We start from the raw sequence: 14,311 nt of genomic DNA, 5'->3' as shown, positions 1-14,311 counted from the left end.
CCGGGGGGGCGCCGGGGTGTTTGGGGTGGGGGGTTGGTTGGGGGGGGTGTAACCCCCGCCCCACCCCCCCGGGGTGTCCCGGGGCGGGCCCCCCCCCCCCCCCCGGGGGGGCCCCCCCCCCCGGGGCCCCCCCCCCGCGGGTCGGGAGCCGGTCAGCCGTCAGTCGACAGCAGGTGGAAGTCGTCGAAGTGAAACCCCGGCGAAACCACGCAGCTCACCAACACCTCGTCGTCGCCCGCCGGTTCGGCGGACTGCCAGCACCCCGCCGGGACGAGAGCCTGCGGGTGCTGTCCGTTCGCGACATCAGGGCCCAGGACCACTGTCGAGGGGCTCGCGCTCGGCTCCTCCCTGGTCCCTCCCAGCCGGAGACGCAGCGGACTGCCGCTGTGCCACAGCCACAGCTCCGGCGATCGCACCGTGTGCCAGCGGGACTCCTCACCGGGGAGCAGAAGGAAGTAGATGGCCGTGCAGACGGGGCGGCTGCCCGGGTAGCCCTCCGGATGCACCGTGGTGTCGCTGCGCCAGGTCTCCTTGTACCAGCCCCCTTCCGGGTGCCTGCTCATACCGAGCAGCCGAGCGGTCTCGGGCAGTCGCGGACCGACCATCGATCACTTCCCTTTCACCGGACCGGGCGCCTGCCGGTCGACGTCAGCGGGATGTCACCGTCCGCAGCCGCAGCTGTCGTCATCCCTCTGCACGGTACCGATCGCCACCTCCGTCGGCTGCTGGCCGGTCGCGACGGTCTGCAGAACAGTGTCGTCGGAGGTCCGGATCACCGAGGTGGTGTTCGCCGACTGGTTCGCCACGAAGGCCCGGGAACCGTCGGGGGTGATGCCCATCATCTCACCGGGGGTCTGGCCGAGTGCCACGGTCTCGGTGACGGTGCCCGTGGCGACGTCGATCACGGACAACGTGTCGTCACCCTGGTTGCTGACGTAGGCCTTGCGGCCGTTGGGGGTGAACGTCACACCGACCGGGTGGTCGCCGACGCCGATGCTGCCGCTGACGGTGTTGGTGGCGGTGTCGATGATCGCCACCGAGTCGGTGCTGTTGATGGCGACGTAGAGCTCGCCACCACGCGGCGAGACAGCCAGACCGATCGGGCCGCTGCCCACGGAGATCGGGCTGCCCGGCACCGCGGCGCTCGGATCGGTGGTGTCGAAGACGGAAACGGAGTTGCTGACGAAGTTGCTGATGTACGCGTAGGACCTGCCGTTCGACGGCGCGGCGCTTGCCGGGGACTGGGGCAAGCGTCCCGCGAACATCCGGAGACCACCAGGTCCGACGGAAGGGCTCCCGCCGGCAGGTCGCCGACGGGAGCCCTTCGTTGTGCGCCTGCCGGTGAAGGGTGAGAAGACGATCACGGGCAGGACATCTGTGCACCCGAGCCGTCAGGGGCGGAGCAGCAGGCTGTCGCCCCGCTCCTTCGCGGCGGCGTAGCGCCTGGCCACGTCCTGCCAGTTGACGACGGCCCACATCGCGTCGATGAAGTCGACCTTCTGGTTCTTGTACTGGAGGTAGAAGGCGTGCTCCCAGGCGTCGAAGACCAGGATCGGGGTGGAGCCCTGGCCGACGTTGCCCTGGTGGTCGTAGACCTGCTCGACGATCAGCCGGCCGCTCAGCGGCTCGTAGGCGAGGACGCCCCAGCCCGAACCCTGGGTGGTGGCCGCGGCCTTGGTCAGCTGACCCTTGAAACCGGCGAACGAACCGAAGGACTCGGTGATCGCGTCCGCCAGGTCGCCGACGCCGTCCTGGGCCAGCGGCTCACCGCCACCGTCCTTGGGGCCGGTCATGTTCTGCCAGTAGATGCTGTGCAGGATGTGCCCGGAAAGGTGGAAGGCCAGGTTCTTCTCCAGGCCGTTGATCGAACCCCACGATTCCTTGTCCCGCGCCTCCGCGAGCTGCTCGACCGTGTCGTTGGCGCCCTTCACGTACGCCGCGTGGTGCTTGTCGTGGTGCAGCTCGATGATCTCCGGGCTGATCACGGGGGCGAGCGCCGAGTAGTCGTACGGGAGCTCCGGGAGCGTGTAAGGCGCCATGTCCAACATCCTCCGACATTATTGCGAACTATGTGCAGCTGCAAGCTAGCAGCAAGAGTGTCGCCTGGGCGATCACCGTTCCGGCCGAGTCGGGGTTCACACCCGACCGGGCTTATTGCACACTACTAGCAACAACTCATTAAACGCAGGAAGGTGTCGTGGCGGCCTGATGGACATCCGTGTCGTCACGCACGACTCCGTGCTCGCCCACAGCACGGCCCTCCGCTCCGTCTACGCGCTGCGCGCCGCCCTGGAACGAGGCCGAGGACCGGGTGGACGCGTTCGTCGCGCGACTCCCGTTCAACGCGGGGCGTCCCGGCTTCACCGCCGCGCTCGCCTTCGACGGTCGCGGCATCGCGGGCTTCGCCACCGCCTGGACCACCCCCACCCCCTTCCCGACCGACCGGTGCTACCCGCAGGCCGCTGCCGGACTCGGCCGGAGCCGCACCATGGACCGGCTGTGCGGCGCACGCGAGATCGATGAGCTCGCGATACGCCCCTCCTTCCGCGGCACCGGAACAGCCGCCGGACTGCTGGAGTCGGTGACCAAGGACGCGCCCGACGGCCGGACCTGGCTCCTCACCTCCCTCCGGTCGTCCCGGGCCATGGCCTTCTACCGTCGCCAGGGCTGGACCCAGGCCACCCACCCGTCCCCCGACGGCCACGGCGTCGCGGTCTTCCTCGGGCCCCGGCATCCCGCCCGCCCGCTGGCCGCCGTCCTCCTCCAGGACCACTCTGGACCACCTCTTCAGCAGCTGCCCCAAGGGAGTTGAGCCCTCTACCAGTTGCCGGTGACCGTCCGCAGCGTCTCCGGTCGGCCAACGACGCGGCCACAGACCGGCGGACACCTGAGAGCGACCGCTGGGCATGGCAACCCAGCTTCCGATAATGGCCAGTTGCCGCCCCGTCGGCCGCCGAGCACCTGCGACCGGCCTCCGATCGGGGGAATGAGCGGCCGCATGCGACAGCACCGCCACCGGTAAGGGGACCAATAAATCCATGACTGTTACCGTCCAGGTCGACACGACCCGCCCCGTGGCCACACTGATCAACGTCTTCACGGTGTCCCCCGACCGGCAGGACGAGCTGCTCGAGCTGCTCGTCCGCGCCACGGAGGAGACGATGAAGCGCCAACCCGGCTTCGTCCGCGCCAACTTCCATGCCTCCCTCGACGGCGAACGCGTGATCAACTACGCGCAGTGGGAGACGGAGGAGCACTACCACGCGATGCTCGCCAACCCCGAGGCTCGCGTCCACATGGACCAGGCCGAGAAGATCGCGACCAACGTCCAACCCCGCCTCTTCAAGGTACGGTCGACCCATCTCCCGGCAGCCCCGGACGCCGGAGCGGCCTGACGCCCGGAGCCCTTCCACACCGGCCGGCCACGAACTGGCCTTCGGGACCTGTGCGGTGATGCCGCTGACCTGGTCCTCCGCCGCGCGGCGGATGCGGTTCGTCTTCGGGCAGGAGGTGTCCTGGAGGTGCGGGCCGCGAGGGTGGTCGTCATGACACGCATGCCACTCACCGCCGTGATCGAGGCCTCTCCCGCGCCGCCCCGCCGGGCGGCCGGGGTTCTCCGGGCCGTCGCCATCGCCTCCTGTCTGCCCTACCTCGGGCTCAAGGCCGCCTGGATCGCGGGAAGTCCGGTCGGCATACCCGCGGGAAGTCTGTTGCTGCGGCATCGTGCGCTGATGGTCGTCGCGAACAGCGTGACCGTGGTGATGGACAGTGCCGTCATCGTCCTGGCCCTGCTGCTCACCCGGCCATGGGGCAGACGTGTACCGTCCTGGCTGCTCGCCGTGCCCATGTGGGGCGCGGGAGGTCTGCTCCTGCCGATCATGGTGGGCTTCCCGGTCCAGCTCCTCCTCAAGGGCGTGACCGGTGAATCAGGTCCAGCGGCCGACGGGGGTGGGGAGTTCCTGCGCCCATGGGTCTTCGGCGTCGTGTACACCGGTTTCATCGTGCAGGGTCTCGCACTCGGAGCGCTGTTCGTGCGGTACGCCCGTGAGCGCTGGGGGCATCTGTGGCGGGGCCGGACCAGGGACCTGCCCGACGGCAGTGCCTGGCTGAGGGCGACTGCCGTGGCCGCAGCCGTGCTCGCACTGTTCCCCGCGGTGCTGCACATACTCTGGGCGCTCGGCGCGACGACCGGTCTCACCGGTGCCCAAGCGGCCGGGCGGGGGCCCGACTTCCCTGCCCTCCAGATACTCGACGCCCTGTATCCCGTCGCCGCGGTCGCCGGTGTACTGATGCTCGTCCTCCGCCGCGGTCACACCGTTCCGGTGCGACTACCGCTGGGCATGGCCTGGCTGGGTTCGGGCGCGGCCGGCTGTTGGGGTGCCTGGCTGCTGATCGCCGCGGTACTGCCGGGCGCCGAACACGGCCCGCGTACTTCGCAGTTGGCGACGCTGTCCTACGCTGTCAGCATGACCGTGGGCCTGCTGGTGATCGTCTGCACGTCCGCCGTGCTGCGCCGGCGTGGCGCGTGAGACGCGTTCTCGGGGCCCTGTTCGGCTCGCGGACGCGGCGGCGATGGGCGCATCTGATCCTGGGCGGCGCCCTTCTGATGCCGTACTGGCTGCTCGGCATGGTCGTGGTGGGACCGCTGCTCGGGGCGGACGACCTCTTCGGTGGATCGCTCGCCGCCCAGTTCGGGGCGTACGCCGTCGCCCTTCCGCCGGCCTCGGCGACCGCGCTGTTCCCGCCGACCCGGCCCATGTCGGTGGCCGCCGCCCGGGCGTTGTGCGGGGTGGCGCCGGAGCTCCTCGCGGACGGCCCGGCGGTCTCGCGGGCGGCCAGACTGCGCACGGCGGGCTGGTTCACGCTGCACATCGGTGTGGGCGGGCTGGTCAGCGGGGCGTCACTGGCCCTTCCGCCGTTCGCCGTGACCACGGCGCTGCTGCCGCTGTCCGCCACGATCCGTGCGTGGCTGCGGGTGCCCGCGTCGCTCGACCGGCCCTGGGTGATGGCGCTGGCGCCGTTCGTCGGAGCCGCGATGCTGCTCGCGTTGGCCGTCTGCGCGGCGGCGGCCGGCGCGTTGCTGGCGCGCCTGGCACCGGCGCTGCTGGGGCCGACGCCCGCCGACCGGGTGGCGCAGGCCGAGCGGCGCGCGGCGGAGCTGGCCGCGCGCAACCGGCTGGCCCGCGAGTTGCACGACTCGGTGGGGCACGCGCTGAGCGCAGTGACCCTTCAGGCAGGAGCCGCGCTCAGGATCCTGGACAGCGACGCATCGGATGACCGGACCTTCGTACGGGAGGCACTGGCCGCCATCGAGCAGACGACGCGCCGTACGGTCGGCGAACTCGACGATGTGCTGGGACTGCTCCGCCAGGACGACGACCCCGACGGGCCCGGCGCCCTCACCGGACCCACCCTGGAGTCCTTGGAACCCCTGCTCGGACACTGTGGGCTGACGGTCGCCTACGAACTCGACGCCGATCTCACGCGCGTCCCGGACCGGGTCTCGCGTGACGCGTACCGCATCGTGCAGGAGGGCCTCAGCAACGCCCAACGGCACGGCGGCCACGGCGGCACCGGGCCGCCACGGGGAGTTCGCCGGCCCGTGTCGCTGCACATCGCACGGGAGGACGGCACCTTGCGGATCACCATCGAGAACCCGCTTCGAGACCGGCGGCCGCCGGTCCGGCCGGGCGGCGGCCGTGGACTGCGCGGGATCTCCGAACGGGCCGCGCAGCACGGCGGCCATGCCGAGGCGGGCCCCCGTGACGGTGTGTGGCTGCTGACCGCACGGCTCCCGCTGGCCGGTGCGCGATGAGCACGATCCGAGTCGTCGTGGCCGACGACGAGCGGATGGTCCGCACCGCGCTGCGGGTGATCCTCGCCGCCGAACCGGACATGGAAGTGGTCGGCGAGGCGGCTACGGGAGCGGAGGCGGTGTCACTGGTACGGCGGCTGCGGCCCGATGTGGTGCTGATGGACGTGCGGATGCCCGAGGCGGACGGCATCCGCGCCACCGAGCAGATCCTCGCCACCATGGACCCGGCGCCGCGGATCGTGGTCGTGACGACCTTCGAGAACGACTCCTACGTGTACGACGCCCTGCGGGCCGGTGCCGCGGGCTTCCTGCTCAAACGGGCGGGTGCGCCGGACCTGGTGGCGGCGGTGCGGCTGGTGGCGCGCAGCGACTCGCTGCTGTACCCGGCCGCGCTGCGCGGCCTCGCCGCCGCCCACGCCCGGCACGCCCCCGGGCCGCCGGTGTGGGCGGCGCGGCTGACGGAGCGCGAGGCGGAGGTGCTGCGGCTGATGGCCAAGGGGCTGACGAACGCGGAGATCGGGCGACGGCTGGAGGTCGGCCACGCGACGGCGAAGAGCCATGTGGCGGCGGTACTGGCGAAGACCGGCACGCGTGACCGCACCCAGGCCGTGATCGCGGCGTACGAGTCGGGGTTCATCGTCCCGGAGGGGTGAGGCGGCCCACCAGGTCAGCGCGAGCGCGTTCTTCGGCCCGGGTCTCCGGGTGGTCTCGCAGAAACCCGCCCCCGGCACGGGCGGAACCGAGGTCGACAACCGGGGACGGGCCATCACCTACGGCGTGTGGACGCTCGGTGACATCCCGGCCGGCCGGACCGTGGTGCTCCGCGGCGAGCCGGCCCTGCACGACAAACAGCACGCCAAGGACGACGCGGCACGCACCGTCAGGGCCCAGGCCTTCTTACGCAACCGGCTCACCGACCCCCGCCACCGCAACAACTTCGCCACCCTGGTCGTCCCGGCGAAGGGCGGCAAGTGGTGACCAACGATCTCTGAACCAGCCGCACGACCGACCGGCGTGCCCATCCGGACCGGACCGCCGACGTGTGGTCAGGGCTGTGCGTGCCGTATCCCGACCCGGGCCACGGTGGACATGGAGCAGTAGTAGAAGTCGCGGTCCCAGCCAGGTGAGGGGAAGCACACGGACTGCATCAGGCTGGGCACGCGGGCGCGGCCCAGCTCGGTTCCGGTGGTGAGGTCGAGGAGCACCGTGTCCTCCCCCGCGAGTCGCCCCAGCGCTCCGGAGAGTGCGGGTACGCGCAGGGTGAGGGCGATGGCGTCGCCGGTCGCGGCGAGGAACCGGGCCGCGGACCGGGTGCCTCTGGGTGGGCGCTGGCGCTGGTCGTAGGCCATGAGTTCGCCGGTGTCGGTCCAGCGCAGCAGATGGCCCGCGGTGTTGAGCCGACGTGACCACAGGCGGGTCAGCGGTTCACCGGGGCGTGCGTGGAACGCGGTCAGGATTCCGTTGGCGGAGTCGTAGCCGACCGCCACCCCGCGCTCCGCGTCCACGAGCGGGGGGTTGGTGGCCGCGCCCCACGGCAGACCACAGATCTCGGCCCGGCGGTGGTCGGCCGGGTCGGACAGGCTGATGGCGTGCAGGTGCACCGGGCCCCGGTCGCGGGCGGCGCCCCGCATGGTGCCGCGGTACCGGTGGCGTCCCTGGTCGAGGAACCAGATGCGCCCGCCGGCGAGCACGGGATCCCATCCGTGTCCCTGCCCGGGGGCGTCCCGGTAGGCCACCGGCCACGCCTCGTCCCTGGTGAGCCTGCCCGAGGCGGAGTCCCAGCGCACCCGGTGGACGCGGTGCGAGCCGACGGCGTACACCTCGTCGCCCCGGGCCGCGAGCCGGGCGATCACCGGCTCGCCGAGCTCCAGGGTGTCCCGGTCCTTCAGCGTGAGCGGATCCAGCGCCCGCAGGGTCGCGGCGGCGCCCTCCGTGACGTCGAAGTCCTTGAGCACCAGCGTGCCGTCGGGCAGGGACAGGAAGGAGTTGTGCGGCCGTGGGGCGGGCAGTTCGCGCGTCGCGAGGACTTCCAGGGTCTCCGGGTCCAGTCGGTGCGCGTGGCGGCCGGCGACCACGACGATCGCTCCGTCGGCGACCGCGCCGATGCCGCCCATCCAGAAAGGGCCGCCCGGCAGCCGCCCCGAGGTGGCCAGCGGCTCCAGGCTGTGTGGGTCGAGGCGTTCGACGACCGTCAGGGACGGGCTGGAGATCCGCGCTCCGAACAGCCCGCGCAGCAGGTACAACTGGCCGGGGGCGCGCTGGATGAGCATCTGCGCACCGCGGGCCGGACGGCAGGCGAGTACCTCCAGCCGCTCGCCGGGGCCGATTCGCGGCCCCGGCGCGGTGGGAGCCTGCCCCCTGGTGGGGCCGCCGTCCTCCGCCGGCCAGGGTGATTCGTAGTAGCCGCCGTTCACCGCACCTCCCGCTGCGCCCAGGTGTTACCGACGGTATCCGACCTGTTCGAGGGGGCGCCACCCCGGTACGAGCGCGGGTCCCGTCCTCACCCACTGGGTGAGGACGGGACCCGCGTGCGGTTCCGCTGTCGCTATCCGTCCCACGTGGTTACCAGTTGTCGCCGCCCGAGTGCTTGGACGTCTTCACGGTGGCGTTCGACGTGGCCGTCACGGCGGGGCCGGCGGGGGGTGTGCCGGTGGCCTCGGCGGTGTTCTTCACCGAGCCCGCGCGGGTGTCGGCCTTGGTGACCTTGTAGACGGCCGTGCAGGTCATCGACGCGCCGACGGCGAGCGTCGTGGCCGGGCAGGAGATCCTCGGCGCGCCTCCGGTGCCGGTGAACCGGGTCTCAGTCACCTGTACGCCGGTCAGCGGCACTTCACCGGTGTTGGTCACCTCGAAGGTGTACTGGATCTGCTCCTTGTCACCACCGCCGCCACCGCCGCCGCCCCGGGGCTTGCCGAGGGTGCCGGTCTTCTTCAGGGCGATACCCGGAACGAGGACGTGGGTCACGGTCGTCGTGGCGGTGGAGGTCGAGGTGACCGTCGCGCCGGACGGCGGGTCACCGGCGGCCTGGGCGGTGTCGACGATCTCCGGACGGCCGAGGTCGGCCTGGGTGACGGTGTACTCGGCGGTACAGGTCATCGACTCGCCCGGGGCCAGCACCGTCTCCGGGCACGACACCTCGGGGACCGGCCCGGATCCGGTGAACGCGACTTCTGTGACGGCGACATGAGACATCGTCACGTTGCCGGTGTTCGTCACCTGGTACGAGTAGGAGATCGTCTGGCCGGCCGCGGTGATCTCGGTGGGCAGGGCCGTCTTCAGCAGGGTGAGCAACGGGTTCACCCGCGGGGTGAACACGCTGGACGACTGGTTGGTCACCGGCGTACCACTGGGCGGTGTGCCGGTGGCACGGGCGGTGTTGGTGATCACGCCCGCGTCGACGTCGGCCTGGGTCACGACGTACAGCGCCATGCAGGTCATCGACTCGTCCGGCGCCAACTCGGTTTCCGGGCAGGTGATTTCGGGAGCGGTGCCGGTTCCCGAGAACTCGATGTCGCTGACGTTCACCTCGCTCAGCGTCACGTTGCCGGTGTTGTGGACCAGGAACGAGTAGGTCAGCTGCTCCCCGACGCGGAAGTCACCGCCGTCGCCGACCACCGTCTTCACCAGCGTGACGGCCGGCGCCTGCTGCGCCGTCACGGCCTCGCTGGAGGTCGCCGAGACCGCCGGTCCGGACGGTGGAGTACCCGTGGCACGGGCGGTGTTGGTGATCTGTCCCGCGTTCACGTCCGCCTGGGTCGTGGTGTAACCCGCCGAGCAGGTCATCGACTCACCCGGGGCCAGGGACGAGCCCGGACAGGACGTCTGGGGGCTGCCACCGGTCCCGGAGAACGCCGTCTCCGCCACCCCGACGTTCGTGAGCGTCACATTGCCGGTGTTCGTCACCACGAACGAGTACGAGACCTGCTGCCCCACCGCCGTCACCGACTCGGGAGACGCGGTCTTGACGAGGGCGACGGCCGGCTCCCGCCGTGACGTGACCTGTGCGTCGTCGGTCGCGCTCACCGGGGTGCCGCCCGCGGCCGTCGCCGTGGCCCGGGCCTCGTTGGTGATGGAGCCCTGGTCGACGTCCGCCTGCCTGACGGTGTAGGTGGCGGTGCAGGTGACCGACGCGCCGACGGGGAGCGTCGTACCCGGGCAGGAGACCGTGGGCCGAGGCCCGGATCCGGTGAAGTCGGTGTCCGCGACGGCCAGACCCGACAGGGTCACATTGCCGGTGTTCGTCACCAGGTAGGTGTACGACACCTGCTGCCCGGCGGCAGTCACCTCGGTCGGGGACGCCGACTTCAGCAGGGTGATCCCGGGGCTTCTGCGGGGGGTGAACTCGGCGGAGGCGTCGTTCGAGTGGACCGCGGTTCCGGCGGGGGGCGTGCCGGTGGCGCGTGCGGTGTTGGTGATCAGGCCGGAGTCGACGTCGGCCTGGGTCACGATGTACAGCCCCGTGCAGGTCATCGACGCGTTGGGCGCCAACTCGGTTTCCGGGCAGTGGATCTCCGGCGGAAGGCCGGTGCCGGAGAACGCGATGTCGCCGACGTTCACCCCGTGCAGCGTCACGTTGCCGGTGTTGTGGACCAGGAACGAGTAGGTCAGCTGCTCGCCGACGCGGAAGTCACCGCCGTCGCCGACGACCGTCTTGGCGAGGGACAGGCTGGGCTGCCCCGGCGCGGTCACCGTCTCGTTCGCCGTCGCCGAGACCGCCGGTCCGGACGGTGGAGTACCCGTGGCACGGGCGGTGTTGGTGATCTGTCCCGCGTTCACGTCCGCCTGGGTCGTGGTGTAACCCGCCGAGCAGGTCATCGACTCACCCGGGGCCAGGGACGAGCCCGGACAGGACGTCTGGGGGCTGCCACCGGTCCCGGAGAACGCCGTCTCCGCCACCCCGACGTTCGTGAGCGTCACATTGCCGGTGTTCGTCACCACGAACGAGTACGAGACCTGCTGCCCCGCCGCCGTCACCGCGCTCGGCGAGGCGGACTTGCGCAGGGTGATCGCGGGAGCCGCGGCCTTCGGGGTGTTGGTGAAGGTGCACACGATGCGGGGGCTGTTGCTCCCCGGCTGGGTGCGGGGGAAGTTCAGCTCGAACGACGAAGCGCTTCCCGAGCTGACCGGGGCGTCGCCGTTGGCCGTGTCGACGCAGGCGTAGTCCGTCGTGTAGTTGTCGAGATCGGCCCCGGCGGCCGCGGTCTCCGACAGCTGGTACGTGGTGTTGGCCACGCCGACGACGGGTCCGGCCACGTTCGACTGCACGCCGGTGGTGTTGCCGGTGGTGGTCGTGTTGGTGCCGGGCTGGTCGCCCGCGCCCGCGATGGCCAGGTGGAACTGGTCGTGGGACGACGTGGTCTCCTCGAAGCGGCCAGCGATGTTCTTCTGCAGGACGAGTGAGGGGTTGGTCGAGCAGGCACCCAGGTCCACCGAGGTGAACGTGGTGTCGGACAGCAGCTTCGGCTGGGCGATGAGGGCCCCGGTGTTGGGGTTGACCGCCTGCAGATAGGTGTTGCTGGAGCTCGAGTCGCTGAACTGGATGAACAGTGCGCCGTCGTTGTTGAACGCGATGCCGTTGTACTGGCGCTGCTCGGGGTTGTCGATGGTGGTGAGCCGCTTCATCTGAAGCTGCACGCCCGTCTGCGAACCGGTGGTCGGCAGTGGCCCCTGGACGACACCGATCGCGGCGTTGTTGGAGCTGTTGGCGGACGACACGATGTACAGGTTGCCGGCGCCGTCGAAGGCGATGTCGCCGTTGGCGCTGAACCTGCTGGTGAGCGGCATGTCGAAGGTGGCGATGATGCCGGGGATCGCCTGGTTGGTCACCGTGTTGAAGCCGTAGACGGTGACCCTGCCGGGATTGGTGCTCGTGCCGGTGCCCAGAACGGCGTAGTAGTAGATCCGGGAGGCCGGGTCGACCGCACCGGCCACGACGACCACGCCGTTGCCGGGTGTCGTCCCCGCGTACTGGGTCCAGGTTCCCGAACTCGCGTCGTAACCGTGCACCACGATCGACGAAGCCGAGCCCGTCCTGTTCACCAGGTACGCGCCCGCGCCTTCCGGCAGCACACCGAGGGCGTTGGTCTGGCCGCCCTGCGGAATCTTGCTGACGACGGTGGCCGTCACCGTCGGCGAGTCCGTTTCCAGGGTATGCGTGTTGAGGGCGAGGAGAGTGCCGTCGGCAGACGCGGAGGCCCCGTTCTGCAGGGCGTAGATGGTGTCCCCAGTGCACTCCAGCGGCGCCGCCCTGAAGGATGCCGCGTGCGCGGATCCGACGCCGACCGTTCCCATGAGGAACTGCTCGGCTCCGATGCCTGCCGGCCCCAGAAGCAACAGTGTGCCGAAGGCCGTGGACAAACATCGTTGCGACAATCGGACTGCACGCATTCCCGCGGGAATACGACGGGATCCCTCAGGGGATCTGACGAACGGCATACGAGATTCTCCCGAGATCGTGCGATTCAGTTTGAACGCTGCCAATTCACCACAAACAGCGATCAAGCACTCAATGACGGCGACCGCGACACCTTGAATTGACGAAAAATGCCATTCCGACGGCGCACAGAAGGCACCACGCGCACGGCACACCGCCCCAGTCGGGCGAATCACGACGACGCGCCGACGGCCACCCGGGTCGGGCCGCCCGCACTTGGGTCAGGGTGTCGAGCGGCATCCCCGTGGACGCGAACGGCGCGCAGGGCGCGGAAGGAGTGACGGTCGTGGACTACAGACTTGAGGTTCTGGTGATTCCGGTCGGTGACGTGGACCGGGCCAAGACCTTCTACCAGGGGCTGGGCTGGCGCGAGGACGCCGACTTCGCCACGGGAGAGGACTTCCGGGTGATTCAGATGACCCCACCGGGCTCGCCGACCGCCGTCATCTTCGGCAAGGGCATCACGTCCGCCGCGCCGGGATCGGCCCAGGACATGATGCTCGTGGTGGACGACATCGAGGCGGCGCGGACCGATCTCACCGACCGGGGCATCCCGGTGAGCGGTGTGTTCCACGACGCCGGCGGGGTGTTCCACCACGCGGGAACCGAGGCGCGGGTCGACGGAGCGGCCCCGGGGCGGCAGAGCTACGGCTCGTTCGTCTCCTTCGCGGACCCCGACGGCAACGGCTGGGTCGTACAGGAGGTCACCACCCGCCTGCCCGGACGCTGACCCCGCACTCCGGCCGAATGTCGGGAGGTGGCCGGACTCCTGGATGTGCGCTGTCACTGTCGCTGGATAGAGTCGTTCCGCTACAACTGGTTGTGGGGACAACCACCGTGCCTTGGGGAGGGCCTGCACTATATGAGTCGCCGCTCTACTGGTCTGGTCGGCGTCTGGGCTGAGATGCAGAGGCAGCAGCAGCGCCAGGTGGAGACCGAAGCCAGACGACGCAGACAGGAGGCGCAGCAGGCACGTGCCTTCGAGCGGCGGGCTGTCCAGAGCCACCGTGAGTACAGGCAGGCGGAGGCGCTTCGCCGCACGGAGGAACTGGACGCTCGGGTCGCGTCGTTGCAGGGGCTTCTCGCCGATGGCTGTCGGGCTCCGGCTTTCCGGGCTTCCGCTCTCCTGCGCACCGAGGAGATCCAGCCCTTCGCTCCGGGCTCGCTGGCGCAGCCCGTGCCCATGCCGAACCCCGATCAGTACCAGACACAGTCCGGTTGGACTGCCGGCCGTCGGGCTCAGGCGCAGTCCGAAGCCCGGACGCGCTTCGAGCGGGACTGGCACGCCGCCCAGGCGGCAGAGGCGCAACGGCAAAGGCAGTTGGCGTCGTATCAGCGGGAATACCAGCAGTGGGTGGATGCGCGGCTGGCCGATGTGCGGGCGCACAACGCCGGCGTCGTCGAGCTGACGGAGCGGGTGCGGCGTCATGACCCCGAGTCGGTGGTCGAGTACTTCTCCGCCGCCCTCTACACCTCGACCGCGTGGCCGGAGGAGTTCCCGCGTCAGATATCGGCCGCCTACGACTCTGCGGCCCGACAACTGGTGCTGGACTGGGAGCTCCCCGGCTACGCCGTGGTCCCCGAGACCAAGTCGGTGCGTTACATAGTGACGAACTGTCTTCCGAGGTCTGTACAGCCGGGCGCGACGAAGGCAATGCAGGAGATCCACAACGCAGAGGACAGGACCCACGCCGAGAAGGCGATCAAGGCGTTCTCCCGCACTTACGGCACGAAGTGGCGCAAGACCGTCGCGAAGATCACCGACGACCGCGACGAGCTGCTCGCGTTCTACGACTTCCCGGCCGAGCACTGGGTCCACCTGCGGACCACGAATCCCATCGAGTAGACCTTCTCCACCGTCAAGCTCCGGACCAAGGTCACCCGAGGCGCCGGCAGCCCGGCCGCGGCCCTGGCCATGGTATTCAAGCTCGTCGAATCCGCCCAGGCCCGCTGGCGGGCGATCACCGGGGCCCATCTGGTCCCCCTCGTCCGGGCCGGGGCCCGGTTCGAGAACGGCCTGCTGGTCGAACGCGCCGAGAGCCACGCAGCCTGAGGAAGAATGC

General features: G+C 70.4%; 11 protein-coding genes and 3 pseudogenes. 9 read left to right on the top strand and 5 right to left on the bottom strand.

What is annotated here, in order from left to right:
* Window positions 1–152: 152 nt before the first annotated feature.
* From ACIPK3_RS26835 to ACIPK3_RS26825, 3 genes are all read right to left on the bottom strand, one after another.
* Window positions 153–605: a cupin domain-containing protein gene (locus ACIPK3_RS26835; protein WP_402573646.1), complete on the bottom strand. Its 453-nt coding sequence runs from the start codon at window positions 603–605 to the stop codon at window positions 153–155.
* A gap of 54 nt (window positions 606–659) precedes the next feature.
* A complete protein-coding gene (locus tag ACIPK3_RS26830; RefSeq protein ID WP_402573644.1) occupies window positions 660–1,265 on the bottom strand; it encodes a beta-propeller fold lactonase family protein in 606 nt (201 codons plus the stop codon).
* Window positions 1,266–1,391: 126 nt separating this feature from the next.
* Complete coding sequence (locus tag ACIPK3_RS26825; protein ID WP_402573642.1) at window positions 1,392–2,039, bottom strand: superoxide dismutase; 648 nt, start codon at window positions 2,037–2,039, stop codon at window positions 1,392–1,394.
* Between the two features lie 169 nt (window positions 2,040–2,208).
* Here ACIPK3_RS26825 and ACIPK3_RS26820 point away from each other — a divergent pair.
* From ACIPK3_RS26820 to ACIPK3_RS26795, 6 genes and pseudogenes are all read left to right on the top strand, one after another.
* Window positions 2,209–2,812 (top strand): annotated as a pseudogene (locus ACIPK3_RS26820) (GNAT family N-acetyltransferase).
* A 226-nt stretch (window positions 2,813–3,038) separates the two neighbouring features.
* Window positions 3,039–3,395: an antibiotic biosynthesis monooxygenase family protein gene (locus ACIPK3_RS26815; RefSeq protein ID WP_402573640.1), complete on the top strand. Its 357-nt coding sequence runs from the start codon at window positions 3,039–3,041 to the stop codon at window positions 3,393–3,395.
* A 150-nt stretch (window positions 3,396–3,545) separates the two neighbouring features.
* Window positions 3,546–4,529 (top strand): hypothetical protein, encoded by a 984-nt coding sequence (locus ACIPK3_RS26810; RefSeq protein WP_402573638.1) that lies wholly within the window; start codon window positions 3,546–3,548, stop codon window positions 4,527–4,529.
* Entirely contained in the window at window positions 4,526–5,815 is a 1,290-nt protein-coding gene (locus tag ACIPK3_RS26805) for a sensor histidine kinase (RefSeq protein WP_402573636.1), read from the top strand. Before ACIPK3_RS26810 ends, ACIPK3_RS26805 begins: the two co-directional genes overlap by 4 nt.
* A complete protein-coding gene (locus tag ACIPK3_RS26800; protein WP_402573634.1) occupies window positions 5,812–6,468 on the top strand; it encodes a response regulator in 657 nt (218 codons plus the stop codon). The genes ACIPK3_RS26805 and ACIPK3_RS26800 overlap by 4 nt, the downstream gene beginning before the upstream one ends.
* Window positions 6,469–6,517: 49 nt before the next feature.
* The gene (locus ACIPK3_RS26795; protein WP_402573632.1) at window positions 6,518–6,793 is read left to right on the top strand and encodes a hypothetical protein; all 276 of its coding nucleotides are present in this window, start codon (window positions 6,518–6,520) and stop codon (window positions 6,791–6,793) included.
* A 68-nt stretch (window positions 6,794–6,861) separates the two neighbouring features.
* On the opposite strand, the gene ACIPK3_RS26790 is transcribed toward ACIPK3_RS26795, so the two are convergent.
* Window positions 6,862–8,229, bottom strand: coding sequence for a YncE family protein (locus ACIPK3_RS26790; RefSeq protein ID WP_402573630.1), 1,368 nt, complete (start codon window positions 8,227–8,229; stop codon window positions 6,862–6,864).
* Between the two features lie 148 nt (window positions 8,230–8,377).
* The gene (locus ACIPK3_RS26785) at window positions 8,378–12,106 is read right to left on the bottom strand and encodes a hypothetical protein (RefSeq protein ID WP_402573628.1); all 3,729 of its coding nucleotides are present in this window, start codon (window positions 12,104–12,106) and stop codon (window positions 8,378–8,380) included.
* Between the two features lie 428 nt (window positions 12,107–12,534).
* Here ACIPK3_RS26785 and ACIPK3_RS26780 point away from each other — a divergent pair, with 428 nt between their 5' ends.
* From ACIPK3_RS26780 to ACIPK3_RS26770, 3 genes and pseudogenes are all read left to right on the top strand, one after another.
* Window positions 12,535–12,978: a VOC family protein gene (locus tag ACIPK3_RS26780; protein ID WP_402573626.1), complete on the top strand. Its 444-nt coding sequence runs from the start codon at window positions 12,535–12,537 to the stop codon at window positions 12,976–12,978.
* 132 nt (window positions 12,979–13,110) lie between these two features.
* Window positions 13,111–13,854, top strand: a pseudogene (locus ACIPK3_RS26775) (restriction endonuclease); the annotation flags it as partial.
* Window positions 13,855–14,301 (top strand): annotated as a pseudogene (locus ACIPK3_RS26770) (transposase); the annotation flags it as partial.
* Window positions 14,302–14,311 lie beyond the last annotated feature (10 nt).

It is taken from the genome of Streptomyces sp. NPDC086787 (genome assembly GCF_044745865.1).
GTDB lineage: Bacteria > Actinomycetota > Actinomycetes > Streptomycetales > Streptomycetaceae > Streptomyces.
Note: the sequence above shows the minus strand (reverse complement) of the source record. Positions and strands in the feature narration are given on the sequence as shown.